Below are 22,717 nucleotides of genomic sequence, written 5' to 3'. Positions count from 1 at the left end.
CAGAGGGCTATGGTCGGTAGTCTACTCGTCCCCAAGGTCGGCAAGAGCCGCAACGAACGGGGCTACATAGGGGAGGTTGCTTCCGGGCAGGACGCGGAGCAGCTTATCGGGATCGCCCCCGAATGTGCCGCTGTAGATGTCCTGCGCCAGTCCTGCGCCGGGAGCCGCCACGCCCCCAAATAATCGCGTGTCGCCACCCGCACGGTGCCCGTAGGTATTGCCGAGCGCGTCGTCGAGCGGCTCAATCCAGCCGGTAGCTGTGCCTACCCCCAAGTCCATAATGTCTCCCGCCAAACCTGCCGATGAAGCGTAGTTCATCGTGGCGCGGGTGAGCGCCAATGGGCTGCCGTTCTTCTCCCAGTAATCCCCTCGCTTGCTGTCCGACATGCCCATCATTTTGAGCTGCATACGGCCAAGGTGGATCGGGAGGGCGAACGACATGGCGGCCATCAGATAGGCGAAGGACTTGACTGCGCCGTGGTTGCGCATGTTGCGGCCCCACTGCTTCTCCACTGACGTGACCGAGAAGGTACGGAACTGGAGCAGCAGCTTGAGGAAGCCGTCATGTGCCCAGTGCCCGGTTTCCCCGGTGAATGTCCTTTGGATGATCTGGGCAGCTCCGCGTTCCACGGCCTGCACCAGCTCGTTGACATACTCCGGCTTCAAGGCGTTGCCCTTGAACAGGTCGAGACCCGTAAGGTTGCCCTTGTCGTCGAAGGTAGCGATGCGATCCATGTCCTTCTGGAGCTTGCCCCGCAGAGCGGCACTGATCCCCATATCGTCCAAGACGGTATCTGCCTCGCCGGACTTGGCGAAGCGGACCGCCTTGCGTAGGACTTCCTCGGACATGAGGCGGGTCTGTGCAGCGAGGATGTTGCGGTGTCCCGACATCACCATGTTGGCGTGGGCACCGGCCCGCACTGCGCGGGTCATAAGCCCGAGGTCCGAGCCGTTGTACAGCTCAACCTCGTTGTCCCTCACGTCGAACATCCGGGTCATCCAGTAGTCGTCCATGCCGACGCCGCCGCCCATCTGATCGAGGCTCTTGAGAACCTCGTTGGGGGTACCGTGTCCGGCTGCGATTTCCCGGACTTCCTTCATCATACGAGGTAGGTTGCCGACGCTGCGAAGCGCGGCGGATACCCCAAGGGAAGGGATGGCGTTACCGAACTCGGCAAGCTGGGTGAAGGCCATGCCGCCCAGGCGGGAAGCACTGGTGGCGAGGCGGAGATTGTCCATGTTGCGCCAGTTGGCCTCACCGAACGGGGTGTTGAGGAACTCGGCGGCGATCTGGTCGAACGCCTTGACCTCTTGCGTAGTAGCGCCGCTGGCGAGCATTGCCTTCTTGAGGATGTCGAGACCCTTCTTGCCCATGACGCCGTACTGCGCCAGCGAGACTTCCCCGGCGACCCGACGTGCATAGCTGCGGTACAGCGAGGGGATGTCTGTGACGAACAGGTCCATGAGCTGCTTGCCGTCGCCGATGTCCTCCATGAGGTCCAGCTTCAAGCGGCTTTTGGTGTGACCCGCACCGCCACGGGAGAATTGGCCCATGATCTTCTGGATTTCGCCGGGGTCCATATCCATCGCCTGCAACGCATCCCGGACAATCTGACCGGCCTCGGGAGAGTGGAGGTTGAAAGGCACCTGATACATGCCGTTGGCTGCGTCGATCCCCCGCTCCAGATACCTTACGGCGAGCTGGTCGGAGAATGTTGCGTTGAAGCCCTCGATCCGCTGGAACTGTGCAGAGAGCACGTTGCGGACACTCTGCATCTGCTTCGCGTTGAGCGATGCAACCTTACGGGGGTCAAGTCTGTGGGGGACATAGCCTACGCTGTTGTCGCCCAGACGGGCATTACCGATGGTCCCGGCCTTCTGCTGTTCGAGGCGCATCTTTTCCATACCGGCCTCGAAGGCGTCGGCCGCTTCCACCACGTAGGGGTTCTCATCGAACCGGGTGCCCTTGGGGCTACCCCCACGGCGCTCGATTTCCTGAAAGACGCGGCGGTTGAACTCATTGCGGCTGCGGCCATCCCAGAAGTCCTTGACGGCTCCGATACCGTTGCGGCGGCGGAACTGGGTATGCAGATTGTCGAACCCGGAGAACTGCTCGTTGTACACCCGCTCACGCATGAAGGCGGTGAGAGCTGCGGAGCGATGGCGACCGGCTGCGCCTTGCGGGTTCTCCAGCAGGGAGATTGCCACGGCACGAGCAACGGGGCTTTCGGATAACAGCAGGCGTGTGCTGGTTGCTTCCTGCCCGACCTTGGCGAGGATCGTCTTGAGACTCTCGCGGTCAACCGGGTTTGCATCTGCAATGCGCTGCGATCTGGCCACAGTCTCCTCGACCATGAGACGCTCGACCGCATTGGAGACACCTTCGGTATCGCCTGCGGCTTTTACCTGCTCCGCGATGTCGGGACGCTCCATAAGCAGCTCGTCAGCCAGCATGATCCTCTGATGCTCGGGAACGTCTGCCAGGGCGTAGTCGAGGACTTCCATGTAGTCCGTCCTGATCTTTGCCGTGACGGCTTCCTGCACGGTCTCCGGGGACGCGGTATCACCGAGCTGCTCCCTGACTGACGCCTCGGCGGCGTCCCGGTATTGCTTGCGGGCCTTGATAGCCTGATCGACTTGCTGCTGGGCGATGTCGTTGCGGGCGAGCCGGTTGGTTGCCCCTGTAAGGCCGAAGCCGATGAACAAGCCAGAGAGGCCTGAGAGCGCGTAGTCCTCCCCGGTCATGTGGCTGCCAGCGGCGTCCATGCCTGCGGTCACGGCGACGTTACCCACGGCACCCTCAAGGGCACCGGAGGCCATCGACGCTACAGGTCGGCCGCTTGCCACAAGGGCACGGGAGCCGACGCCTGCGAGCTGCGCGGCCTTACCGACGCCGAGGCCTGCGGCCCAGCCACCGGGATCAAGTATACCCGTCCCGATAGCCAACAGAGTCGGCGAGGAGGCCGCGGAGATGATCTGCTCACGCTCGCGGGTCTGCTCGATTTCCCTCTGTATCTGGGCGAGATGGTCGGCGCTCTTGGCTTCTCTGATCTGCGACACTTCGCTGGCGCTCTGGGCGAAGCCTTCGATCTGCTGCCAGTTCTTGAGATAGAACTGGTTGAACTCGGGGTCGTCGTCAAAGGTCTCGCGGTCGAGGCTGTCAATTACTTCGCCAAGGATCGTGTTCTCCATGAACCCGGCCTTGAAGCGATCCCAGTGACCGTAGCTGTCTAGCTTCGCCTGCTCGGCTTCAAGCCGTTCGCCGGTCTGCTGATCGGTGGTGTTCGGGGTGAGGTCCACGGTAGTGCCCTGCATACCCTCGGCGAGCTGCGCCGTTACGAGGTCACTGACAGAAGGGAGCTTCGGACGGGGTGCTCGCTTGGCTTCCCGAAGGCTATCCTCCGTATCGGCGAATAGGTCCTCGGGAGTGCTGCCAAGCATCTCGGCAACCGTAGGGACACGCGGCGCGATTGCGGCTGTAGGGGCAGCTCCGCCTTCGGATGACATGGCGTTGCCACCAAGTACCCGGTTGCGGTATGCGCTGTTGACCCTACCCCACTTACGGCGATCTGGGCCACCGTGGTATTCACCCACGGCTGCGGCCCAGTCACCGCCGTTTCGGTCCATGCTCTCCTTGAGGTGCAGTGCGGCCACACGGGCAGCGTCCTCGGGAGACTTGTAGGCGTCCACGCCGTACTTGTTTAGGAATAGGCGGCGGGTGTTCGGCATGATCTGATAGACCGTGCGGGCACCAACGGGCGATACCTGATCCGCATTGGATCGTTCGCCATGGGTACGGATAGCTGCGATACCGCCTGATGGCAGGCCCAGCTCCTTTTCCAGCTTGGCTTCCACGGCGTCGTACATGGGGTCTCGGAAAGAGTGTCCCCGGTTATTCTTGCTCATAGGGTCCTTGTCTTATGAGGAGGGCCGGGAGTTACCCCGGCCCCATATTGCTATTCGGCTTGATTGGATTGTGCGGGGGCCTCCGCAGCCGGTCGTGTGTTCGCTCCCGGTTGGAACCCTATCTCACCCCATCCGGGGCGGCTTGGCCGATCAATCTGGGTTCGGCCTTTGCTCTCGGTAGGGGCAGGCATGTCCGGCAGCCCATCGGCGAAGCCAGCGTCTCCAGTCTTGACTGCCATTGTCTGCAAATGCTGGACAGCCATCTCGGCAACAGGCTTGAGCGCGGCAGTGTCCCCGGTCGCAATATACTTGTCTAAGGCCACATTTGATCTGGCGACCATTGAGAGGTCGGCGGCTTCGAAGAATTGGCCAATCCGCTGCATGGTGGCATGAAGCGAAGGCTGGCGCTCGACCAGCTTATTGAACGCCGTCTCGTAAGCCTTTCGGGCGGGGGTGCCATTACGGATCATCGCCCCAGCGATATTTGTCACCTGCGAGGGATCATGGCCAAGCTGTCGCAGTTCAGCCAGGGCAGCCTTCACTTTGGCGCGGTCGCGGCAGTTCATGCTGCCACCGGCCCACGGCAGTAACCGCGCTTCCGGCTGATGAAATATTCGTTGAAAGCAGCAGAGGGGTTGCCCGGTGCCAACGCCATGATGTCGGCAGGGATCAGATGGGGTGCTTCATACCGCAGATAATCGAAGACATAGGGGTGCTGTTCATAAAGCGTGATGAATGCATCGCACCTCATGTTGCGGGGTTCGGGTTCGCCTTGACTGTCGTATCCGGGGGTTGTCCAAGTGATGTCGTAGCCGCGACCCAAAAGGCCGGGATCGCCCATTGAGTTACCGCTGCGGACGCTCACTGCGAGGTTGCAAATCTTGGCATATTCCGCCTCTACTTCTGCCACACGGCGCTCGTTTTCTTCCCTTTCTGTAGCTTCGGCCAACTGGTCATATTCAACTGCGAGCCTAGCCGCGAGTGCGGGGGCGGCCTGTAAGCGTTCGAATAGGGTTGCATCGGTTTGTGCAGCTTGGAGCTGCTTCAAGAGGTTGTTCATTTCATTAGTCATTGTTGTGGTCCTTGTCGGGGTTGTGCGCGGGTCGGCGCATAGATTTCAGGTCGTAGAGTGCAGAGGTCACGCCCTGCGGATACCGGGCTTGCTGTACCCCTCTCCCATGCTTGTCGCTTGCGGCGTACTGGGGTCCCATGGGGCGGGCCGGTACGGCGGTCTGGCAGGCGGGTGGCAGCGGTCGCACGAGCAAACCTCTTTGATCGGCGGGTTCCCCGGCTGTGCGAAGAATGAGAGCCGCACGGCATCATGGCCAAGCCTCACCATCATCTGCTGATAGCTCATGAGGAGCTTGGCCAGCTTTACATGCTGGTCATACATCGGCGGTGGCGGTGCAGCCGGGGCAGCCCTGTTGCGCTTTCTGGCAGGGGCCTTGCGGACACGCTTGGGCGCACGGGCCTTTTTCTCCAGTTCGGCCATGGCCATCGCGAGCTGTGGCGTGATCGATCGCTCTATGGTTTCCATGGGGCCAGCGGGCATTGGCGGAACCTCAAGCACGGTCGGCCTCGTATGCTTCCACGAATGCCCGGTTCAACTCGGCGGCTTCGTCTGTCATTCGTGCCCAAGGGGGAACGCGGCAGCAGCAGGCCAGGAGGATTTGCCGGAAAACCCGTTGCCGGTAGTCGTCGCTTACGATGTAGTGGCGCGCGAGGTCATCAACCCTGCCGACCGGGCCTAGCCGGGATCGGATATTGTCGAACACCGAGCGTCTGCGCGGGTCTGCCAGATAGGCAGCGAGTTTCGGCCCGCCGATTTCCGGCGAGCTTGGTAGGTATGTCATGTTGTCCTTGTCTTAAATTAGGGCGAGCGGGTCTTGGCCATCAGGGATGGCAGGCCCGCGCGGGTTTGCCCTCGGTAGGCGACGGATGCGATCCGATAGGGAGAGCGGCGGCTCGTCTTGGGCCAAGTCCTCGGGGGACTGTCTTGGGGGCTTTTCAGTTTTGGGCCGAGTTCCCGGGGGAATTGTATCGGCCAATCCGTTTTGGGCCGAGTCCCCAACTATACTTCGTATAGGAGTATCAGGGACCCCAGCACCGCTTTGAAAGCCAGCCAAAGAAATCACTTCGGCCAATGCGTCCAAGCGCACCCGAACTCGCTTGCCAGCTACAGCCACACGTATGCAGTAATGGCCGCCATGGTGCTCAACCGGGAATGAGGCTTGCCCGATTGTTACGGTTGCCCCCTGCCGACTAATCGCCTGCGGGGTCGCGGTAGCTTGGCCGCCTGATTTGGCTTGCATGGCGGCCCGACGAACCTTGCCCATGGTTGAGCAGGCGGCTCGATCAAACTGCACACCATTGGCCACGAAAACTGCCTCAATACGATTGAGTACCGATTTCGACAGCGGCTTGCTAAAGTGCCTGTCTGGGTCGAAGCGATCAGTGCCAAGGCGGGTGTTCAGCCGCGCCACGTCGTCGCGGTTGGTGGACCGAAGGGCAGTATCGCTGGCAAACCATCCTGCGACCAGCGATGCCAGTGCATCGGGGTAGCCCGGTGGCTTGGGATCATAAATGGTTGGCGAGGACTGAATGCGGAGAGACGCCGCTTCCGGGTTTTCGGCCTTGTAGGCTTTCACCCCATCAATCCCTTGATGCAGCGCGATGGTGCGTAGTTGCCGGATATGGTGTTTTATCCTGTCAGCTTTCGGCATGGCCGACAGGTCTGGTGAGTGGCTGATGCCTTGCGGCACCAGTGCGGGGCTTAAGGTCATGGTCCCCTTGGGATTAAAGGCCGGGGGCTAGCGTTCTTTCGGGGGAACATAGCCACGCGGCAGGTTCAAATCTGGGTTGTCCTGGCGGAAGCGTGTCATGGCTGCTTTGGTAACAGCGGCACGGCCACCAGCGTTGCGCTGTGCCCATGAGGGCAGCGGCACACCGAGAAGATCAAGCAGGGCGCGGGTGGCTGCCTTGCGGTGGGCATTATGGGCAAAGAAATCGGCTACCCTAGGATCGCTTAGGCGGTCGGTAATGACGGCCAAAGCGTGCCTGTCGGCAGCGTAATCCGGTTGGGACACTGTGGTCTCCTTTGTGTTTCAATTTACAAATAACAAGGTAGTCGTCCCGCTTGCTCGCGGGGCACGGCGGTTGTCCAAAGGGCAGCCCCTCCCGGCGACGACATTAGGCGCACAGGAGGGGCGGCAAGTATCCCACGCCGCACTACCACATGCGGACGCTCGACAAGGACAACCTGAAAGGAAAGCCGAGGCGGGACGGCAACCGGAAACCTAAGAAACCGGCTGCTTAGTTATGACGGTATCAATTCAATTTCCATCTCGCCCACGCCGGAAGCGGAGCAAGATGATAGACGGTTCACAATGGGAAAGAGCGGGGGAGATGTGGGCGAGCAGTCCTGCCGCTCTGCCTCGGGGTGCCCTGTGGGCTACCCGTCTGCGGCGCTACGGGGCCGCTCCGCTGGCGATGGTGCCAGAAACCGCTCTGCCTTTAACGCAAAGCGAGGGCCAGCTAGCAGCCAGCCCCCCGTGTGGTCAATCATGGTCGATGATCTAGTGTTGCAGGCTATTTCCTACCAGCAAAGGCTCTCGGCAGCGCCCCGGAGATAATCCGGGTTGAACCGGGCATACACCCGCGCGGTGACGCTTATGTCCCTGTGGCCAAGGAAGCTGGCAATCTCTGCCATTGGCACCCGGTCCTCCGCCATCCACACTGCGGCGCTGTGCCGGAGCATGTGCGGATGAGCCTTCAAGTTCGCCCGCTTGGCAGCGGCGGCGAACCCTTTCTTGATGTCGAGCAGCGGCTTCCCGTTATGCTCTATCACATAGTCAGTCAGGGCCGCTTGCTTGGCCTCGCGTAAAGCATTCAAAATCAGGTCGTTCAGTGGCACGGTGGCCCGGTGCTTGCTGTTCTGCTTGCGGCCCTCCGGGTTAAGGTTGAATAGCCCCCGTTGGAAATCGACCTGATCCCACTTGGCTTGCAGCAAGGCAGACTTGCGGCCCCCGGTGGTCACGCCGAGCATGGCGAACAGCTTCACATGGGGACGCTCGCAGCCGTCCAGCAGACGCCGGAACTCATCCTTGGACAGATGGCCCACGCTTGTCTCTTGCATGGGCGGCAGGGTGATCTTGGGCACATCGTCCAGGCGCTTCCCCGCCGCCGCCCAGTTAAGGGCAGTGCGGACAAGGGATAGCTCCTGTCGTATCGTGTTGGCCGCTCGCTTGCGCCACGCTGGGTAGGCGAGGGATACCGCCTCGTCGATGGTAGCGGGCTTGAGCCTGCCCCAGTAGGGCTTCGCTGCTGCCCACGCCTCGCGCTTGCGGCGCTCCTGTCGCTCGCCATTCAGGCTGTCGAGGTAGGCTTCCACAATGTCGCCTACGGTATCTAGCGGACGTTCTGCGGAGAGGCTGGCCCAAACCTGTCGGGCCAATGCGTCGGCAGTTACTTTATCAGTCGTGCCAAGCGAGCAGCGGCGGCGGCGTCCATCGCTGTCCCGCCAGACGATACAGAAGGACCAGTAGGTGGAGCCGTCGCGGCGTCGTCGGGTAAGCCGTCCAAGGGTGTAGTCGGGTTGCATTCGTAAGCCTCCACGGCATCTGCCTTGATGCGCCACAGCTTGCCCAGCTTGAAGCCGGGAAGCTGCTTGCTGTTCAGCAGGTCATAAATGAGGGTGGTCGAGCAGCCCCAGCGGTCGGCTAGGGAGGCGGGAGTGTAGGGCTTCGCCATGGTCAGGCCGCTAGTGGCATGGGCAGGCGCGCCGGTCGAATAACCTGATCGGCAAACGCTACCTCCGATAGAGCCTCCCGCTGGTAGAACGCGAGGATATGCTCACAGGCGGCTACAAGGACGCTGGAAGGAAATTCCTGTCCGCGCGCTAGGTGAGGAACCAAACGGGCGTCCTTGGCGATCCTAAGGCCGAACCAGCGAGCGGAGCGGCCACTGTCCTCAAGATAGGTCGCAATGAGGTTCACGAGGTCGGCGTGGCGAGTGTTATTGAATGCTTGCGGCATTGTCGTTTCTCCGTGCTAGTGATAGCACCCCGTTTAATTGAACCGGGCGTCCTAGCAAGAATAAATCAAAGTTAGGTGCTACAATTTGTTGCAGGGTATTTCCACACTATTAGGGTGGCATGTAAACTTGCACCATGTATCAAGTGCGGGAGTAATACAGGGTTATCACGCTTCTAGTGCCGTGCCCTCGTTTTCTTCGGCTGCGAGCCGGTACACCGTTGAACGGGCGCACCCTAGTTGCTTTGCCACGTCTACCGGGCGGGTGCCCTCTGCAAGCAGGCGCTTGACCTCGGCAGGGTCCACGCTGGGTTTCCTCCCCCTATAGACGCCCTTGGCCTTCGCTGCTGCTATGCCGTCCCGTTGTCGCTCTGCCCGAATGTCGGCCTCAAACTCCGCCACGGCTGCGAGAATGCCTAGAGTGAGCTTGCCGGTGGAACTGGTGGTGTCGATCCCCGATTGCTGGAGGACACGGAAGCCGACGCCCTTTGCCGTCAGTGTCTCCACCAGCTTATGTAGGTCGATTACCGAGCGCGCCAAGCGGTCCAACCGGGTGACTACCAGCGTGTCGCCCTCCCGGACGTAGTCCAGGGCGGCATTGAGTTCCTCTCGATCTGCTGCCCGCCTCCCGCTTTTCTTCTCTTTGAATATCTTGCTGCACCCGGCTTGCGTGAGGGCATCCTCTTGCAGGTCCAGCGATTGCCCGACGCTCGACACGCGGGCGTAACCAACATCAACCATGAGACAGGCTCCTTGTCCTATTAGGGTCTAGATGTTGGGATAAATACGTCCGATAATTCAGAAGTCAACCCTAATCGGACAGAATATGCAGCCACATAGGACGTCCTGCTAGGGTATACTCATAAAGAACAGGGTTGGAGAGGGCGAGTTGCTGTATTTTCCCATGCGGGCTGGGCAGGGGGTACGGGGGGAAGCGCCCTTATATATGGTCGGAGGTCTGCCCTCTCGTCAGCACACCAATTTCAGGTCGGGGAAACATTGCAGCCCGGTGATTGCCCAACATTCGCCCCGCGTTATGGTGATGAGAAAGGGGGACTTAAGCCATGGAAATCATTTTCGGATTAGCGATGCTCACATCGGCTCTCGTGGGGCGCGTCACGCTCTTAGCGATGCGCGGTCATGTTCATCGCCCGCTTAATCAAGTGAATGCCGTCCGCGACGTGATCGGATTTCTAGCGGGGCTGTGCTTCTGGGTCCTGATCCTCTGGGGATTTTCTTCGCTCGACTGGTATTATGCCCTGCCGATTATTCTAGGAGCGGGGTTCCTAGGGGGTATGTTGGCCAATCCACCCAGGTTCGCGTTCTTCTTTGCGGTGGAGCCGGTGCTTGATGTGCTGACTTTGGGCATGACCCTTTGGCTATGGTTCGCTCACTGGCCTTACTGACAGGCTTGCCTATTTCAGACTGTCGGCAGATCGCGGAAAATAGGCACTACGAACTTATCGCGCCGAATGCCGTACTCCTAGGTCGAACCTTAGTTCTAATCCCGGTTTGTGTTTCTAACCTTGCTCTTAGTGCTACAACGGGGTATCACGACGGGCATAGCATCCTTTCGGCAAGCTACTGATTTAACGTGTTTTCTTGCATGTGGCTGATAATCCAGCCCTGTCCACCACCGCCCTTTCTCGCATCATCCCCAAAAAGCTCTAGAAATCGCAGAAAACCAAGGGTATTCTGCTCTACATTGTCCGCACTCGACCGCTTCTGTTTGCTTGCAGCCGGAGCGTAGTGTGGGAGAGGTGTGGGGGTAAAGTGGCTTCCTCCCACACTTGGGTTCTCCCGCAATGGCGGCAAAGATGTGGGAGTAACCGATGGGCAAACTCACGGCGGTTGCGGTCAAGGCCGCTTTGGCGAATCCGGGTACCTATCAGGATGGCGACGGATTGGTCCTCAGAGTCGACAAAAGAGGAGGAGCTTATTGGCTCCTGCGAATCCAGCGCGACGGGAAGCGTCAGGATATCGGACTGGGTAGTCCGAAGCTGGTCACGCTGGCTGAAGCGCGCGCCAAGGCGGCGGAACTGCGGAAGGCCGTAAAGGTCGAGAAGCGCGATGTGCTGACAGAGCGCAAGGACGAGGAGGCCGCCAAGGTCACCTTCCGCGAAGCCGCCATCCAATATCACTCCGAAAACGAGGCAGGCTGGAAGAGCGATGTCTACGGTCGCCAGTGGCTTGCCAGTCTTGAGAATTACGCGTTCCCGACGCTGGGCGATATGACGACCGGCGGGATCACCGCTGCCGACATCATCTCGGTCCTCACGCCGATCTGGCAGGAAATCCCCGAAACGGCCCGTCAGGTTCGCAACCGCATTTGCGCCGTGCTCGACTACTCCCACGCAAAGGGGTGGCGCTCTACCGAAGCTCCATCGGGCAATAGCAGCCTGAAAGCGGGGCGAGGGCTGCCTCGACAGGTCAAGAAACCGGCAAACCGCAAAGCGATGCCATACGTCGCCGTTCCTTCATTCCTGACCGCGCTGCGCCGCAAGCCATCCTACTCCCGTCTCGCTCTCGACCTCCTCATTCTGACTGGCGTTCGCTCGCAGGAGGTTCGGCTCGCGAAGTGGGACGAATTCGATCTGGATCAGCGCCTGTGGACAATCCCAGCCGAACACATGAAGCGGAGCAGGGCGCACATCGTGCCGCTTTCAGAACCGGCTTTGAGGGTCCTTACGAAGGCGGATGCAATGCGGCTTGAGGGAGCAGAAGTGGTCTTTCCCGGCATGACCGGTAAGGCCATGTCCAACATGACGCTGCTGAAGGTTATGCGCGACATGCAGGAGCCTTTCCACGTCCACGGTTTCCGCTCTAGCTTTACCGACTGGGCCGCTAACGAAGGCTTCCCGAATGCGGTGGTTGAAGCGGCGCTGGCGCATAAGACGCCCGATGCGGTGCAGGCCGCATATCGTCGCACGACCTATCTCGGTACGCCGGACAATCCGGGCGCACGAGTCAAGCTGATGGAAGCGTGGGGAGACTATTGTTCTGGTGTTGCAGCAGCGTAGGATGCCTTCGCGGTCCGTCAATAAGATACCAGGCATTGTATTGCCGCACGACAAGCACCATTTTGGACTAGCTACCAGTCGCAACCGACGGTCCTAGGCATTCACATCAAGGATGCTGATCCCCTTCTTTCCGCCTCTTAGCCACGTCAGCGATCGTCCGGATGCGCTGCGCAGAATGGGAAGGACGCAGTCATGGCGAATTTCGGCCACATCAAGCATTACAACGAGAATACGGGCACCGGCTTCATTCGGCCGGAAGATGGTGACGATCCGATCCCCTTCCGCAAGAGCGAGATGCGGGTGGCAGGTGAGACCCCGAAGGAGGAAACCCGCGTCCGCTACGAAATCGAAAACGATCGGCTCGGCGAACCTCAGGCCGTCAGGCTGCAGAAAGCTTGATGCGCCTTCTCCGACAAGTTGTCTTGGGGCGTTGCGCGCTGCGCCAGTCGTCCGAGATTGCACAAGCAGCTAGGTCCGACGGCAGGCCGAGTTTACGATTTTTCTCCCGATGAGTTCGAAGCGTTCTGACGGGCCGAATTACTTCTTGGTGCTTTTCCCGCTCGGATGTCTGGCTGCGCTCTTCTGGTGGTTCCTTCCGTGAAGCAGAAACTGTCAGCAGAGCTTGCCAGAAGACTTGGCGAGGCCGTTCCGGATCACCCTGAACCGCCTGCCTTTGGACCGGAAAACCCAAAGGCGGCGCCGCGCCGCTCGCAGAAGGTCTCGGTTTGGCGGTCGGCTACCAAAGCGGTCTCCTGGCGAGCGGTTGGGACGCTGGACACCCTTATCCTATCCTATCTTCTGATTACCTTTCTAGGTCCGCTTGTTGGGTTTCGTTTGGAAGCAGACGAGGCCTTGGAGACTGCAAGCTATATCGCGATCACCGAGGTTGTGACCAAGATGGTCTTGTATTTCGTTCACGAACGGGTCTGGGGAGGCATGCAGTGGGGGCTTGCGACGCGCGGCGATCGCAAGCGTGAAACCAACCGCCGCAGTGGCGTAAAGACCGCAACCTGGCGAATAATCGCCTCACTCGACACTTTTGCACTGGCGTGGTTCTACACGGGAAATGTTGCAACTGCAGTGTCGATCGGTGGTCTCGAAATAGTCACCAAGCTCGTTTTGTATTTTATCCACGAGCGAGCCTGGTCGCGCGTTTCATGGGGCATCGCAAAAACGCCAGGCAATCAAAGCATATGACCGGACCCGAAATGGTTCGGGCGAATTTTCCGATTGCGGCAAGTTTGTTTTTCCGGGGCTCTTGTTTCAGGCAGCGTCCTCCCCATCTCTCTAACAGCTACCAGTCGCGATCGACGGTCCTGAAGGCCGGCAGTTTTGGCCTTCCCTTCTTTCTTTTTCGCCTCTTAGCGCGCGCACAAGCGATCGCTGATGATGGCCTGCGCGAAGTTGAAGGAAGTTTCTCATGACACATTTCGGCAAGATCAAGAGCTACGACAGTGGCAAGGGTGCTGGCACGATCAGTCCTGAAAAGGGCGGCAATGTTCTCCCATTCGGAAAGTCGGATCTGCAACAGGAATCCCAGGTGCCGAAGATCGGCGATCGCTATGGCTACGAGACCAATCAGGTCGATGGCCAGGACATGCGCGCGGTGAATCTCCAGCAGCAGCAGGGTGACACGCAGCAGGAGCAGGCTCGCGCCCAACAGGGTTAGCACCTTGGAAGGTCGGCGTCGATTTGCGCCGGCCTTCTAGCCCTTAAGCGCCAGAGGAGCCGTTTCGTCATGACCCTCGACCAATTGATCCGCAATCACGAGCTGGCGAAGGCAAATGTCGCGCGGCCAAGCTCGGCGGAAGAGCGCGAAACCTATTTCGATCTCGTCGCCTATTACGCGAAACGGATCAGAGCGGCACAGAGCAGAGCGGGTAGGCATATGACCGATTGGTATGACGATGAACATCCTAGAGGGAGCGACCGCTAACATGAACGATAACGATGCAGAACCCGCCCCGGGTACACCCGCAACGCGTCAATGTGAAAGCGAAGGCGGTTCCTTGAGTTCGCGTGAGGGATCACTGCCCGAAGGCATCTTGGCCGTTAGCGTAACTCACTACCGGGTAGGGAAATACAGCTACACAAACCTTGACGATGCGATGGCCGAGCATCGAAGACAGTCAGGCGCCGACTCTGCAACCTAGGAAGCTACGATCCCAAAACCCAAGGCAAAATAAACTATTTCGTATGAGCCGAGTGCCTTGTAATTTTTTTTACAGGGCGCTATATTGAAATTGCCTTACGTCGTTTGCGACAGAATTTGATTGCTGCATTTAGCGTTTCGGCGCGAGATCGGCGCCACTTCCATTTCATCTAACCTGGCTCCGCAGCGGAATCCGTCCGCGCGGGTGATTTTTCGTACGCGGGGATGATTGATTGGCGAAGGAAGAGCTTATTACGATGGAGGGTGAGATCAACGAGATCCTGCCAGATGGCCGCTTCGGCGTCACCCTCGATAATGAGCATCGCCTGATCTGCTACACAGCGGGCAAAATGCGCCGCTACCGTATCCGATCGGTCGTCGGAGACCGCGTACATGTCGAACTGACGCCGTACGATCTGACCAAGGGTCGGATCGTCTTCCGCGAACGAACACTTGGGCAGGGACCTGCCGGTGCTCGCAAGCGCGGATACAGGCGCTGACACTTTTACAAAGGCGGCAGGATGGACCTGCCGGATACAAGACAAATGAACAACAGCACTGCACGCGCGACGCCGCGTGACATACTATCGCCGCGCTATGGCGCATCACACTCGCTGGCGAGAAACGGAAATCTGCCGATTGCCGCCATGATCCCGACCCTCGAATTGCGACGCTTGGTCGCGACCATGGTCGACTGACACGTAATTCACCCAGCGGCCATGCCCCGGCATTCCCGCCTACGCCGGAGAACTGACATGGACTTGAACCTCGAATATGCCGCGCACCAACGCGCGCTTATGAGTGCCGATGTTGCCGCAAACGATGACGACCGGCTCGCAACACTGGCAAATGCCTCCCGAATAGCCGGGCGGATAAGCGACTTTCAGCACGGCTTGGGTGCGGCGGCGGCCTGTGCATGGAGCAAGGCGCAATTCACAGCTGCCACCGTTTCACGGACAAGGCCCGAACCGACTATCTAGTTGCACGGAGACGTGCAATATGGACTCTGCTCTCGTTGAATTTCGACGGGTATCGACGATTGGCACGGAAATCGGATCATTCCGCTTTTCGTGCCTTCAAGACGACGACCTCCTTTCAATTGACGACTTGACGCACGAACCCGGCCCGCAATTTCGCGGGCCGGCCCAATCCGTTTCTTGAAAGGAAGCGAAATGACTATCGGTACGGTAAAATTTTTCAATGGCGATAAGGGCTATGGCTTCATCCAGCCAGATGATGGCTCCGCCGACAGCTTCGTGCATATTTCTGCCGTCCAGGCAGCGGGTATGACGACGCTCGAAAAGGAACAGCGCCTCAATTACGACGTGGAAACCGGGCGTAACGGTAAGGCGAGCGCAGTCAATCTCAGCGCCGCCGACTAATCCAACGACGCAGTCGCGCGCCGTGGTTACAGATCCCACCGCGGCGCGCGGCATAGACAAATCCCTCGGAGGATTGAATGAGCCAAGGCTACAAATTCTACGCTGCTCGCGCGGTTGAAGCCAAAGCTGAGGCCGCTGAAGCTACGTTGGAAAACGTTCGTCTGCGGGCCTTGCGCTCGGAGGCTATATGGTTGCAATTGGCCGATCACGCCCGGAAGGTCGAGGCCGATCGGGAGAAAGCAAGGCGAGAGAAAGAAGCGAAGCCTCACGGCTGGCCATTATAGATGACATTTTTCGATGCCCTCCGCACAGCGCTAGAACTACCTTGATGTGCCCAGCCTGATCCTGACTCCTATCCAGAAAGATCAAGCGATCGAACCGCGGGGTTTTGAGGGAAGCCTGACCTTGTGTGTCTATTGAGCGAGACGGTTGATGGGCAATGATACGCAGGAACGGTATGGACTGACCTGGAAGGTAACGCCGGATATGCTCGGCGTACTTGGCGCCAACGCTTTGTTCGAAGCAACCAATCCGGCGTGGTTCGCGACGCTTGGGTGGACGGCGCAGGAAATCGAAAGCCGGCCCTTTTTCGATTTTATTCATCCCGAAGATATCGCCCGAACGCAAGAAGCCTTTGCCGACATTCAGCGAGGCAAGCCAATCCTCCAATTCGTCAACCGCTACCGTCACAAGGACGGGGGCTTTCGCTGGCTTTCCTGGAATTGCGTTCCGGAGGGCGGGAAGTTCTATTGTAGTGCGCGCGACATCACGCAGAATGTAGAAAACAAAACCGCATTGGCGGACAGCAAGGAAGAGGCCCGACTTCGCGAGCAGTTTATCGCGGTCCTGGGCCACGATCTGCGCAACCCGCTAGCGTCGCTTCTAGCTGGCTTCCGGTTACTTTCCAAGGAACCAGCGCTGACCGAGCGCGGCCAAGATGTGATCGATGCAAGCCAACGCACCATAGACCGCATGTCCGGCCTGATCGAAGACCTCATGGACTTTGCCCGCACGCGGTTGGGCAGTGGATTGTCGCTGGAAATTTCGGACGGTTCGGATCTTGCACCGGCGCTGGAAGCGACTGTGGAGGAAATTCGGGCCGTTCATCCGCGCCTTAATATTGCCGCGCGGGTCGATCTGAGTCAGGACATCGCCTGCGACGTGGGCCGCATTTGCCAGCTTTGCTCGAACCTCGTCGCCAACGCAGTCGTTCATGGAGAAGAAGGCGGGATGGTGGAGCTGGATGCGCAAAGCGATCGTGAAGCACTTACGATTTCCGTACGAAATCGCGGCGAGACGATGACCGATGCAGTGATCGAGAATCTATTCGAACCCTTCGTTCGCGAGCAGGCGTCGCCCTCGCAGGAAGGTCTCGGTCTCGGATTGTTTATCTGTGACCAGATCGCTCGAGCTCACGGTGGTCGGCTCGATGTCCAATCCGTCGATGGCGAAACCACTTTTCGTTTCAAGCTTCCCGCGAACGCTACGCTAAGCGAGTAGCTCTTTAATGGTCGCGAAAATAGCTTTCATCTTATAGGGTTTCGCAAAGAAACAGGCTCCGCAAGGCAGAGCGTCTAAACTGATAACGGCCTGTCCCGAAGTCACGATAATGCCGACCGATGGCCATTTCTCCTGCACCTCATGGGCAAGAACGATACCGTTGACATTGCCGGGCATGTCTACATCCGTGAAGACGATATCGACCTGCCCGTCGCCCTCCATTGCATGAAGCGCTTCCTGACCTGTCCCGGCTTCGAGCGTCTGAAAACCCTCTGTCTGTAATTGATCGACGACGTCCATTCGAATGAGAAATTCGTCTTCGACGACAAGGACCGTCGCGGGGGAAACCGGCATTGGGACGTAATCCTCTCGGGACAGTCCCTCCGCACTCTGGAACGACAATTTATCTAACGCATACTCGGGCCTATCGATCCATAAGCAATTGGCGGCGGCACCTGGAATGACACAAGGAATTTATTTGCAAGACATGATCGCGCCAAGCTGCTAGGTGTAGCCGCATCGCAATCAGTACCACTTGGCGTCCTGCGACTGAGAGACACGTTGGGCTCCCGCTTTGGACGAGGAGACTGACGTGAATTCCAATACGCCCCATCCGGACACATAGCGAAAGCCGTCTTTTGAGGTCGGTGCGCAAATCGGCGGTGCGCCTCACGCCTGCCGCCGCGCGCCGTCAGGGCGACGCCACGCGATTGGCAATGCTTGTTCTTGGGCGAGAGGCTGCGATTTCCTTCATGAACGCGCCACATGACGAATTGGGGGGACGGCCGATCGACCTCGTCATCGAAAGCGAAGCGGGGCGCGCCCTTGTCGAAGGCGCGCTCGCTGAAATCCAGTATCCAAAAGCTGTTCCTATCAAGGAGTAGTCACGCAGCAGAATGCAGCAAGACCTGCAACCAGGCGACCCGAAGGGACGCATCGCGCTTTTGCGGTGCCAACCTCGACTTCAGGACCTCCGCTCCTCAACGGGAGCGGGGGTCTTTTTTGTCCAAGCTATCAGGTTCTGCCTTCTGGCGTTTCCGCCTATCTGCTTCGAACGTGTGACAGTGCACGAAGCCTACCGAGTTGCACTATGATGGAGCGCTGACTTGACTCGGTGCCCAACTGAAATGGACTGCTTTCCCTTTTTCAAGGTGACACTTGTATTGTACAACTGGCACGTCTTTGCAGTTTCCGCACCCGTTCTTTGCAATGGTCGATGGTTTCGCGGTTTGCGCTGAGGATGCGCTGCGCCGCAGCCAATTCCTCCCACGCCGCAGGATTTTGCGATCGGATCAATCGTATTCCGGTCTCCACGATAGTCGGCTCGCCCATGGCCTTGACCGCCATCCATTCTGGCCAGTGCCAGCTTTCGGGCAAGGCGCGGGCGATGGTGCCGGGAAGGATCGACCATAGCAGGATACCAGCAACGAGCCCCACGCTCGCAAAGCGCCAGGTCTGGCGCTCTTGCTCGGCCTCGGCGCGGACACGTCCCACCATCGCATTGAGCTGCGCGGTGGCGCTGTCGAAGTCCCAGCGGCCTTGCCGGAACAGGTCGCTGGCGTCGCGTAGAATGTCGAGCGAGGCGCGCTTGATCTGAACCGCGATGTCTTCCGGCGTCAGCTCAATGGCAGGCTTGCTGCCGATTGTGCTCAACGTCTTCGAGACTTGCGCCAACTGATCGGCCATCTGGCCGAGCGTAGTCGTGTAATCCGGGATCACGATGTCGGCTCGCTCCCTGGCCATGTTCTGGACCGTATGGCGTACCATCGCCATTTCGCCTTCGAGGCGAGCGAAGGCTTCTGTTGCCGGATCGGTTTCTGTCACGCCTTCCGGTTCTGGCTCCGGGGCGGGCGGTTCCTCGACATCGAGGTCCAGTTGCACTTCTTCGATGTGGTCGTCTTCCATGTCGGTTCTCCTAAATGCCCATGTCGAAAGCGCGGGTGCGCTCGCGGGTCAGGGTTGCGGTGAGTTCATTGGCGATACTGCGTTCGGGATTCGGATCGATGCCGAGTTCGCGCGTCTTGCCGCGTAGCAGGCCTTCGACCTGCGGATCGCGTTCAAGCCCTTTTGCCAGCTCGGTCAGCTTGGCTGACACGCGGGCGGCGCCCGCACGGTCGCCCTGCTGTTCAAGCTGCTTGCGCGCCGTGCTGAGGCCCTGCCAGTCACTGACAAAGCGCTCGGAGCGCAGCGCCGGATCGGTGCGCACGGCGGCCTCTTGGCTCATGGCACGCATGGCTTCTTGGCTGCGCCCGCCAGCGGCCTCTGCAATCAGCTCAGGACGCCGCTCCATCGCCTTGGCAAGGTCGGTGGCGGCATGGGGGCGGATCGCGTCGAGCGCCTTTTCGGCCTTCTCCAGCGCGGCATTCTGGTGCGGTAGGACGGGCAGGCCCTGGGCCTGCATGGTGCCGATATCGCCAAGCGCGCGGGCGTAGCGTTCGATCGCACGACGCTGCTCGTTCTGAGTGTTCGCCTGCACTGGCATCGGCTCAAGCTGGCGGGCCTGCGGACGGAAGTTCCCGAAGATGGATTTGGCGCGTTCCGGCACCTGCCGAACCATCTCGATGATCCGCTCGCGGAAGCTGATGCCGCGAAGTTCGGCGAAAGCCTGTTCGGGCTGGTAGTCGCCCGCCATATCCTTCCTGCGCTCGCGGCTCAGCGTGCGAACCAGCTTCGACTGGTCGGCAAAGTCGTCGCGCCCATAATGAAGCGCCAGCCGCTCGCGGTGGCGCGACATGGCAACATAGGCGGAATGGCTGTCCATGCCCGGCGTGGCGAGCACATGCGTTCGATCCACCGTCATGCCTTGCGCCTTGTGGATCGTGGCGGCGTAGCCATGATCGATGTGGGCATAATCCTTGGTCTCGAACGCGACTTCGCGGCCATCGTCGGTGCGCACCGCCATGCTTTGCGCGCTGGCCATCGCGACCGTGCCGAGTGTCCCGTTCTTCACCCCTAGCCCGCGCTCGTTGCGCAGGAAAATGATGCGGTCGCCCGATGCAAATTGCCGCTCGCCGCGTGCCGCCTTGATAGTGGCTTCGCCACCTAGCGCGCCAGCGTCGCGCATCTTCTCGCGCGCCATCTGGTTCAGCTCGCGGACTTCGTCATTGGTGTGAGTGAGGATGATCTGACTGTCGCCAAAGCTTCCTTGCCGCTCCTGCTCCCACCGCTCGATCAGGGCGGCGCGCGCAGCCTCGCGTGTGTCGGCGGCATGGACCATGCCGCGTTCTTCGTAAGTGCGGATCGCATCGTCGGTTCGGCCTGTGGCGAGCTGCCTGGTCGCGTCCTGTTGCCATGCGGAAAGCTGGCGGCGAACCTCGGTGATTTCGACACCGCCGTGGCGCTCTTGGATCGCCCGGAACGCCGCGCCCGCCTCGATGGCCTGGAGCTGCTGCTGGTCGCCAACCAGGACAAGCTTCGCACCGGCCTTGGCGGCATGGGACATCACGCGCTCCATCTGGCGCGTGCCAACCATGCCCGCCTCGTCGATGACCAGCACATCCCTGGCAGTGAGATGCTCGCGTCCCTTGCCCCATTGGTGTTCAAGGCTGGCAATGGTGCGTGACGCGATGCCGGAGCCGTTCTCCAGCCCCTCGGCAGCAATCCCGGACAGGGCTGCGCCGCGCACAGTGTAGCCCGCGCTTTCCCATGCCTCGCGTGCAACGCCGAGCATCGCGCTTTTGCCGGTCCCGGCATAGCCGACGACTACAGTAAGTCCCCTGCTCTTGGTCACATGCTCGAAGGCGGATTTCTGTTCGCCGGACAGGACCAGGCCGCGTTTCGCCGCGCTGGCGAATGCGGCGTTTCGCTGGACATCATTGACGCTGTGTTTGGTGCGCGCGGCAATTGCATCGGCGGCGCGATTCAGCCGCTGTTCGGTCTCGATCATTGCCCGCGAAGTGAAGCGGTCCTGCCCGCGTCCATCTTTGCCCAAGGAGATTAAATCGGGTGATGCGCGCACCGCGTTGAAGGCAGCGTCAAACTGCTCCTTCCCGTCGCTGTGTCGGTGAACGAAGGCAGCAAGATCGCGCTTGGTGAAGGTCGCCTGCTGGTGCGTAATCGCCTCGAGCGCCAGCTCCGGATTGGCGATGATCCGCTCGCCATTGCGCTGGGCAATGGCGCGGTGCTCCTCGATCCGCTCGGCTTCCAGTCCGCGCCCGCCGATGCGCGATGCAGCAGGACCGATCTTGTCCTGTGGTTCCAGCGCAATCCCCTGCGCTTCCAGGCTGCGATGATCGATCCGCGCATCGATGTCGCGTTCCGCCAGCGCGCGGTTGACATGATCGGCCCAGCGTTCGCGCCATTGCTCGATCAGCGCGGTCCTGTTCCAGTCGCGCACCTTCGCGCCAAAGCCGTCTTTCGTAACCTCGCGCATGGTCAGCATGACATGCGCATGGGGCTTGGCCTTGCCGTCCTCGCCAATATCCCAATGGACATTGAGATCGGCGATCATGCCTTTCTCGACGAACTCGGCCTTCACAAACTCGCGCGCCAGCCTGATGTTGTTTTTCTTCGACATCTCGCGCGGCAGAGCGAACTCGACCTCGCGGGCGAGCTGGGCATCCTTGCGCTTCTCGGCGGCTTCGACCGCGTTCCACAGCGTGGCGCGATCGGCGAAGGCTTCAGGTGCGCCTTTGGGCAGCATCACTTCGGAATGAAGGACGCCCGCCTTGTTGGTGAAATCATGGGTTCTGTCAATCCGTTCGTCGTGCAGCTGCTCGCCCGCACGATAGGCCGCTGCCGCAACGGCACTGCGTCCGCTCGACCTTCCGATGACCTTTGCGCTGAAGTGAAAGATTGCCATTTCGGCAATCCAGTTACACCGCAAACGCCACGTCGGCACGACGTATAAGCGCGCCCTCTCATGATAAAATCCTGATCGGGACTAGGCGGTATCACACTGTCCCGGCGACCCTACTGCATTGGATTACAAGCACGATTATCATGGCTCCATCACACCAAATATGGAGATGTCCCATGCGCAAACCCCGCGATTTTGATTCGGAACTGAAGGCCCTGGCCGACAAGGCCAAGCAATTGAAGGAACGCCGGGTGCGCGACCTCGGCGCGCTGGTCCTGGCAACCGGAGCCGACGCGCTCGATGCCGAAGTCCTGGCTGGCGTGCTGCTCGACGCGGCTGCCAACACTGACAAGGCGACCGGGGAGGGCTGGCGCAAGCGCGGCGCAGCTTTCTTTCAGAGTAAGTCACGCGACACTGGGAGCGGATCTCGCCAGCAGCCGGAAGGCACTCTTCCGACAGGTGGCGGCGCGCCATCGGCTTGAGGCGGCAAAGGCACGAACCGACATGCGCGAATGGCAGGTCAAACGACGCGAACGGACCCGGCAGCTGATCGAGCTGGGCGGCCTGGTCGCCAAGGCCGATCTGGTCGAACTGACCGACGATGATCGCGCCGCGCTCTACGGCGCGTTTCTCACCGTCGCGGCTAAGCTGCGCGGGCCGGATGGTGCGCAGGCGCTGGTGCTGTTTCGGCGCAAGGGCAAGCGGGCATTTGAGGCGGAGCAATCAGGCTGATCGGCAATGGAGAGCGGCTCCAGTCTCTGCAAATTGGTGTCGATTGCTCGCGTCAGCTTTGCGCCTTGTTAGCCGAATGTCGGCTTTCGTCGTCATGGCACCCAAAAAAGCAGACTGACTGCTTTCGTTTAGAGTTTCGGACGCCGCGAGGCGTCGGAAAGTCGACGGTGCCCGAACCCGCGGGCCTCACGCGGTGA

30 protein-coding genes are annotated in these 22,717 nt (G+C 60.0%); 16 read left to right on the top strand and 14 right to left on the bottom strand.

From position 1 onward, the window contains the following. Positions 1-21: 21 nt before the first annotated feature. The 11 genes from K3174_RS10525 to K3174_RS10480 form a co-directional block, all read right to left on the bottom strand. The gene (locus K3174_RS10525) at positions 22-3,867 is read right to left on the bottom strand and encodes a transglycosylase SLT domain-containing protein (RefSeq protein WP_221558232.1); all 3,846 of its coding nucleotides are present in this window, start codon (positions 3,865-3,867) and stop codon (positions 22-24) included. Positions 3,868-3,956: 89 nt separating this feature from the next. Beyond that, on the bottom strand, positions 3,957-4,472 hold the full coding sequence (locus K3174_RS10520) for a hypothetical protein (protein WP_221558231.1): 516 nt from the start codon (positions 4,470-4,472) through the stop codon (positions 3,957-3,959). Beyond that, on the bottom strand, positions 4,469-4,978 hold the full coding sequence (locus tag K3174_RS10515) for a hypothetical protein (protein ID WP_221558230.1): 510 nt from the start codon (positions 4,976-4,978) through the stop codon (positions 4,469-4,471). The genes K3174_RS10520 and K3174_RS10515 overlap by 4 nt, the downstream gene beginning before the upstream one ends. Before the next feature lie 66 nt (positions 4,979-5,044). Further along, positions 5,045-5,458, bottom strand: a complete 414-nt coding sequence (locus tag K3174_RS10510) for a hypothetical protein (RefSeq protein WP_221558229.1) — start codon at positions 5,456-5,458, stop codon at positions 5,045-5,047. Positions 5,459-5,468: 10 nt separating this feature from the next. After that, a complete protein-coding gene (locus K3174_RS10505; RefSeq protein WP_221558228.1) occupies positions 5,469-5,759 on the bottom strand; it encodes a hypothetical protein in 291 nt (96 codons plus the stop codon). Positions 5,760-5,771: 12 nt separating this feature from the next. Then, complete coding sequence (locus K3174_RS10500) at positions 5,772-6,689, bottom strand: hypothetical protein (protein WP_221558227.1); 918 nt, start codon at positions 6,687-6,689, stop codon at positions 5,772-5,774. Positions 6,690-6,716: 27 nt separating this feature from the next. Next, positions 6,717-6,992, bottom strand: coding sequence for a hypothetical protein (locus tag K3174_RS10495; protein WP_221558226.1), 276 nt, complete (start codon positions 6,990-6,992; stop codon positions 6,717-6,719). 509 nt (positions 6,993-7,501) lie between these two features. Next, complete coding sequence (locus K3174_RS10490; RefSeq protein WP_345719624.1) at positions 7,502-8,296, bottom strand: tyrosine-type recombinase/integrase; 795 nt, start codon at positions 8,294-8,296, stop codon at positions 7,502-7,504. A 74-nt stretch (positions 8,297-8,370) separates the two neighbouring features. Then, positions 8,371-8,655 carry a helix-turn-helix domain-containing protein gene (locus K3174_RS16875; RefSeq protein ID WP_247712085.1) on the bottom strand — a complete coding sequence of 95 codons (285 nt, stop codon included), beginning with the start codon at positions 8,653-8,655 and terminating at the stop codon, positions 8,371-8,373. A gap of 2 nt (positions 8,656-8,657) precedes the next feature. Beyond that, positions 8,658-8,939: a hypothetical protein gene (locus tag K3174_RS10485; protein WP_221558224.1), complete on the bottom strand. Its 282-nt coding sequence runs from the start codon at positions 8,937-8,939 to the stop codon at positions 8,658-8,660. Between the two features lie 165 nt (positions 8,940-9,104). Further along, a complete protein-coding gene (locus tag K3174_RS10480; RefSeq protein WP_221558223.1) occupies positions 9,105-9,677 on the bottom strand; it encodes a recombinase family protein in 573 nt (190 codons plus the stop codon). 323 nt (positions 9,678-10,000) lie between these two features. Here K3174_RS10480 and K3174_RS10475 point away from each other — a divergent pair, with 323 nt between their 5' ends. From K3174_RS10475 to K3174_RS10410, 13 genes are all read left to right on the top strand, one after another. Further along, on the top strand, positions 10,001-10,342 hold the full coding sequence (locus K3174_RS10475) for a hypothetical protein (RefSeq protein WP_221558222.1): 342 nt from the start codon (positions 10,001-10,003) through the stop codon (positions 10,340-10,342). Between the two features lie 426 nt (positions 10,343-10,768). Then, positions 10,769-11,956 (top strand): tyrosine-type recombinase/integrase, encoded by a 1,188-nt coding sequence (locus K3174_RS10470; protein ID WP_221558221.1) that lies wholly within the window; start codon positions 10,769-10,771, stop codon positions 11,954-11,956. 192 nt (positions 11,957-12,148) lie between these two features. Beyond that, positions 12,149-12,355, top strand: coding sequence for a cold shock domain-containing protein (locus K3174_RS10465; protein ID WP_221558220.1), 207 nt, complete (start codon positions 12,149-12,151; stop codon positions 12,353-12,355). A 198-nt stretch (positions 12,356-12,553) separates the two neighbouring features. Beyond that, on the top strand, positions 12,554-13,153 hold the full coding sequence (locus K3174_RS16870) for a DUF2061 domain-containing protein (RefSeq protein ID WP_345719623.1): 600 nt from the start codon (positions 12,554-12,556) through the stop codon (positions 13,151-13,153). Then, positions 13,150-13,380, top strand: a complete 231-nt coding sequence (locus K3174_RS10450) for a hypothetical protein (RefSeq protein WP_221558219.1) — start codon at positions 13,150-13,152, stop codon at positions 13,378-13,380. Before K3174_RS16870 ends, K3174_RS10450 begins: the two co-directional genes overlap by 4 nt. Next, the gene (locus K3174_RS10445) at positions 13,377-13,625 is read left to right on the top strand and encodes a cold-shock protein (RefSeq protein WP_221558218.1); all 249 of its coding nucleotides are present in this window, start codon (positions 13,377-13,379) and stop codon (positions 13,623-13,625) included. The genes K3174_RS10450 and K3174_RS10445 overlap by 4 nt, the downstream gene beginning before the upstream one ends. Positions 13,626-13,694: 69 nt before the next feature. Next, positions 13,695-13,892: a hypothetical protein gene (locus K3174_RS10440; RefSeq protein ID WP_221558217.1), complete on the top strand. Its 198-nt coding sequence runs from the start codon at positions 13,695-13,697 to the stop codon at positions 13,890-13,892. A 449-nt stretch (positions 13,893-14,341) separates the two neighbouring features. Next, on the top strand, positions 14,342-14,608 hold the full coding sequence (gene infA, locus K3174_RS10435) for a translation initiation factor IF-1 (protein WP_221558216.1): 267 nt from the start codon (positions 14,342-14,344) through the stop codon (positions 14,606-14,608). 45 nt (positions 14,609-14,653) lie between these two features. Then, positions 14,654-14,806 (top strand): hypothetical protein, encoded by a 153-nt coding sequence (locus K3174_RS10430; protein WP_221558215.1) that lies wholly within the window; start codon positions 14,654-14,656, stop codon positions 14,804-14,806. 57 nt (positions 14,807-14,863) lie between these two features. Beyond that, positions 14,864-15,088, top strand: a complete 225-nt coding sequence (locus K3174_RS10425) for a hypothetical protein (protein WP_221558214.1) — start codon at positions 14,864-14,866, stop codon at positions 15,086-15,088. Positions 15,089-15,280: 192 nt separating this feature from the next. Beyond that, a complete protein-coding gene (locus K3174_RS10420; protein ID WP_221558213.1) occupies positions 15,281-15,490 on the top strand; it encodes a cold-shock protein in 210 nt (69 codons plus the stop codon). A 77-nt stretch (positions 15,491-15,567) separates the two neighbouring features. Then, positions 15,568-15,774 carry a hypothetical protein gene (locus K3174_RS10415; RefSeq protein ID WP_221558212.1) on the top strand — a complete coding sequence of 69 codons (207 nt, stop codon included), beginning with the start codon at positions 15,568-15,570 and terminating at the stop codon, positions 15,772-15,774. Between the two features lie 148 nt (positions 15,775-15,922). Beyond that, positions 15,923-16,990 carry a PAS domain-containing sensor histidine kinase gene (locus K3174_RS10410; RefSeq protein ID WP_221558211.1) on the top strand — a complete coding sequence of 356 codons (1,068 nt, stop codon included), beginning with the start codon at positions 15,923-15,925 and terminating at the stop codon, positions 16,988-16,990. On the opposite strand, the gene K3174_RS10405 is transcribed toward K3174_RS10410, so the two are convergent. After that, the gene (locus K3174_RS10405; RefSeq protein WP_221558210.1) at positions 16,979-17,344 is read right to left on the bottom strand and encodes a response regulator; all 366 of its coding nucleotides are present in this window, start codon (positions 17,342-17,344) and stop codon (positions 16,979-16,981) included. The two genes, K3174_RS10410 and K3174_RS10405, sit on opposite strands and share 12 nt — an antisense overlap. Positions 17,345-17,637: 293 nt before the next feature. Here K3174_RS10405 and K3174_RS16865 point away from each other — a divergent pair, with 293 nt between their 5' ends. After that, positions 17,638-17,874 carry an antitoxin Xre/MbcA/ParS toxin-binding domain-containing protein gene (locus K3174_RS16865; protein ID WP_221558209.1) on the top strand — a complete coding sequence of 79 codons (237 nt, stop codon included), beginning with the start codon at positions 17,638-17,640 and terminating at the stop codon, positions 17,872-17,874. A gap of 262 nt (positions 17,875-18,136) precedes the next feature. On the opposite strand, the gene K3174_RS10395 is transcribed toward K3174_RS16865, so the two are convergent. Together K3174_RS10395 and traA are read right to left on the bottom strand one after the other, a co-directional pair. Further along, positions 18,137-18,895, bottom strand: a complete 759-nt coding sequence (locus K3174_RS10395) for a DUF6118 family protein (RefSeq protein ID WP_221558208.1) — start codon at positions 18,893-18,895, stop codon at positions 18,137-18,139. 10 nt (positions 18,896-18,905) lie between these two features. Continuing rightward, on the bottom strand, positions 18,906-21,791 hold the full coding sequence (traA, locus tag K3174_RS10390) for a Ti-type conjugative transfer relaxase TraA (protein WP_221558207.1): 2,886 nt from the start codon (positions 21,789-21,791) through the stop codon (positions 18,906-18,908). A 173-nt stretch (positions 21,792-21,964) separates the two neighbouring features. On the opposite strand from traA, the gene K3174_RS10385 reads away from it, so the two are divergent. Both K3174_RS10385 and K3174_RS10380 read left to right on the top strand, forming a co-directional pair. Further along, positions 21,965-22,270, top strand: coding sequence for a conjugal transfer protein TraD (locus tag K3174_RS10385; RefSeq protein WP_221558206.1), 306 nt, complete (start codon positions 21,965-21,967; stop codon positions 22,268-22,270). A gap of 22 nt (positions 22,271-22,292) precedes the next feature. Further along, positions 22,293-22,520 carry a conjugal transfer protein TraD gene (locus K3174_RS10380; RefSeq protein WP_034959144.1) on the top strand — a complete coding sequence of 76 codons (228 nt, stop codon included), beginning with the start codon at positions 22,293-22,295 and terminating at the stop codon, positions 22,518-22,520. The last annotated feature ends 197 nt before the right edge of the window (positions 22,521-22,717 follow it).

The sequence above is a fragment of the Qipengyuania qiaonensis genome (assembly GCF_019711515.1).
GTDB lineage: Bacteria > Pseudomonadota > Alphaproteobacteria > Sphingomonadales > Sphingomonadaceae > Qipengyuania > Qipengyuania qiaonensis.
The sequence above is the reverse complement of the archived record's forward strand: the minus strand, read 5'-3'. Positions and strand labels throughout refer to the sequence as shown.

Excerpts from the sequence above, each read along its gene's own strand:
- K3174_RS10510 (WP_221558229.1), bottom strand. The coding sequence starts at position 5,458 with ATGCCCGCTGGCCCCATGGAAACCATAGAGCGATCGATCACGCCACAG.
- K3174_RS10410 (WP_221558211.1), top strand. The coding sequence starts at position 15,923 with ATGGGCAATGATACGCAGGAACGGTATGGACTGACCTGGAAGGTAACG.
- K3174_RS10425 (WP_221558214.1), top strand. The coding sequence starts at position 14,864 with ATGGACTTGAACCTCGAATATGCCGCGCACCAACGCGCGCTTATGAGT.
- K3174_RS10380 (WP_034959144.1), top strand. The coding sequence starts at position 22,293 with ATGCGCGAATGGCAGGTCAAACGACGCGAACGGACCCGGCAGCTGATC.
- K3174_RS10405 (WP_221558210.1), bottom strand. The coding sequence starts at position 17,344 with ATGCCGGTTTCCCCCGCGACGGTCCTTGTCGTCGAAGACGAATTTCTC.
- K3174_RS10385 (WP_221558206.1), top strand. The coding sequence starts at position 21,965 with ATGCGCAAACCCCGCGATTTTGATTCGGAACTGAAGGCCCTGGCCGAC.
- K3174_RS10395 (WP_221558208.1), bottom strand. The coding sequence starts at position 18,895 with ATGGAAGACGACCACATCGAAGAAGTGCAACTGGACCTCGATGTCGAG.
- K3174_RS10450 (WP_221558219.1), top strand. The coding sequence starts at position 13,150 with ATGACCGGACCCGAAATGGTTCGGGCGAATTTTCCGATTGCGGCAAGT.
- K3174_RS10415 (WP_221558212.1), top strand. The coding sequence starts at position 15,568 with ATGAGCCAAGGCTACAAATTCTACGCTGCTCGCGCGGTTGAAGCCAAA.
- K3174_RS10430 (WP_221558215.1), top strand. The coding sequence starts at position 14,654 with ATGAACAACAGCACTGCACGCGCGACGCCGCGTGACATACTATCGCCG.
- K3174_RS10475 (WP_221558222.1), top strand. The coding sequence starts at position 10,001 with ATGGAAATCATTTTCGGATTAGCGATGCTCACATCGGCTCTCGTGGGG.
- K3174_RS10445 (WP_221558218.1), top strand. The coding sequence starts at position 13,377 with ATGACACATTTCGGCAAGATCAAGAGCTACGACAGTGGCAAGGGTGCT.
- K3174_RS10420 (WP_221558213.1), top strand. The coding sequence starts at position 15,281 with ATGACTATCGGTACGGTAAAATTTTTCAATGGCGATAAGGGCTATGGC.
- K3174_RS10470 (WP_221558221.1), top strand. The coding sequence starts at position 10,769 with ATGGGCAAACTCACGGCGGTTGCGGTCAAGGCCGCTTTGGCGAATCCG.
- K3174_RS10500 (WP_221558227.1), bottom strand. The coding sequence starts at position 6,689 with ATGACCTTAAGCCCCGCACTGGTGCCGCAAGGCATCAGCCACTCACCA.
- K3174_RS10525 (WP_221558232.1), bottom strand. The coding sequence starts at position 3,867 with ATGTACGACGCCGTGGAAGCCAAGCTGGAAAAGGAGCTGGGCCTGCCA.
- K3174_RS10515 (WP_221558230.1), bottom strand. The coding sequence starts at position 4,978 with ATGACTAATGAAATGAACAACCTCTTGAAGCAGCTCCAAGCTGCACAA.
- K3174_RS10520 (WP_221558231.1), bottom strand. The coding sequence starts at position 4,472 with ATGAACTGCCGCGACCGCGCCAAAGTGAAGGCTGCCCTGGCTGAACTG.
- K3174_RS10480 (WP_221558223.1), bottom strand. The coding sequence starts at position 9,677 with ATGGTTGATGTTGGTTACGCCCGCGTGTCGAGCGTCGGGCAATCGCTG.
- K3174_RS10465 (WP_221558220.1), top strand. The coding sequence starts at position 12,149 with ATGGCGAATTTCGGCCACATCAAGCATTACAACGAGAATACGGGCACC.
- K3174_RS10440 (WP_221558217.1), top strand. The coding sequence starts at position 13,695 with ATGACCCTCGACCAATTGATCCGCAATCACGAGCTGGCGAAGGCAAAT.
- K3174_RS10505 (WP_221558228.1), bottom strand. The coding sequence starts at position 5,759 with ATGACATACCTACCAAGCTCGCCGGAAATCGGCGGGCCGAAACTCGCT.
- traA (WP_221558207.1), bottom strand. The coding sequence starts at position 21,791 with ATGGCAATCTTTCACTTCAGCGCAAAGGTCATCGGAAGGTCGAGCGGA.
- K3174_RS16875 (WP_247712085.1), bottom strand. The coding sequence starts at position 8,655 with ATGGCGAAGCCCTACACTCCCGCCTCCCTAGCCGACCGCTGGGGCTGC.
- K3174_RS10485 (WP_221558224.1), bottom strand. The coding sequence starts at position 8,939 with ATGCCGCAAGCATTCAATAACACTCGCCACGCCGACCTCGTGAACCTC.